Genomic DNA, 1076 nt, shown 5'->3' on the forward strand with positions numbered 1-1076 from the left:
CCTGCCGCTTACGGTGACTATCAGCGTTTGACCTCTTAATTTCTGGCTGCTGCTCGGCCAACTCCTGATTTTCCGCCTCAATCTCAACAGCACCGGCATCGGGCATGATCAGTATTTCATTCGCCCGAAGTCTGTTTGGATTACCGTCAGTGAAAGCCCTGGGGTTCATATAAACGATCTGTTGCATCACCCCTCGCCATCCAGTGGGATGGGGATATTTATACTGCATTCTCCAGGCAATCGTACTGACATTGTCGCCAGCCGCTACCCTATAAAGATGATCATTTTGACTGGCATCCGGGAGGTTTAGCAGGGTTCCTGCGGGTATCTTGTTGATATCACCGCCGATAAATGCATCAAGGTTATTTCTCACCAGACCTTTCATTATCCACCGCCAGCCCATCGAGCCGGGGTCAGCCTTGCTTAGCCTCATGGCGATAGTGCTTAGCGTGTCACCTTTGACAACCCGGTAAGTTTTCTGCCCTGCCATCAAATTGCCACGGGGCATGGCTTTATCAAGACGATCAGAATGACCGGCGTCAGGAAGGTTTAACCGGGTTCCTACACGTATCTTGTTAATATCACCGCCAATAAATGCGCCGGGGTTACTGCTCACCAGACCTTTCATTACCTCTCGCCAGCTGCCCGGATAAGCGTTGCTTAGCTTCATGGCTATGGAGCTTAGACTTTCACCTTTGGCAACGCGGTAGGTTTTCTGCCCTGCCATTGAATAGGGTTGAACCTTGTTACGATTGATCCTTCCAGTAAATACTTTATCTGCTGTCCCGGATTGCCGGTTTTCCCTGGCCTGCTCATATCCATTCAGTTTTTTACGCAATGCTGCCAATGCCTGCGCTTTGGCAACATCTCCAGAGGTCTTTGACGATGAGGTATCCTGATGAACCGATTGATCGGAAGAATGGTTCGGTTCCTGTTCATACGACTTCAGTTTACTGCTTAATGTGGCCAACGCCTGCTTTTTAGCACTGTCACCGGGTGTTTTTGCCGAGGCGTTGTTCTTGACAACTTGTGGCGTTTTCCCGCCCTTGATATCTAACAGGTTAAAAGCAATGTGT

Annotated in this window: 1 protein-coding gene; it reads right to left on the minus strand. The window is 49.5% G+C overall.

Annotated features, from left to right (window positions below):
* Nucleotides 1–1076: type IV pilus assembly protein FimV (locus J7438_RS25825; RefSeq protein ID WP_209278902.1), on the minus strand; the 1076-nt coding region annotated here is incomplete at both ends.

Source organism: Thalassotalea sp. G20_0, assembly GCF_017744175.1.
Lineage (GTDB): Bacteria > Pseudomonadota > Gammaproteobacteria > Pseudomonadales > Endozoicomonadaceae > Endozoicomonas.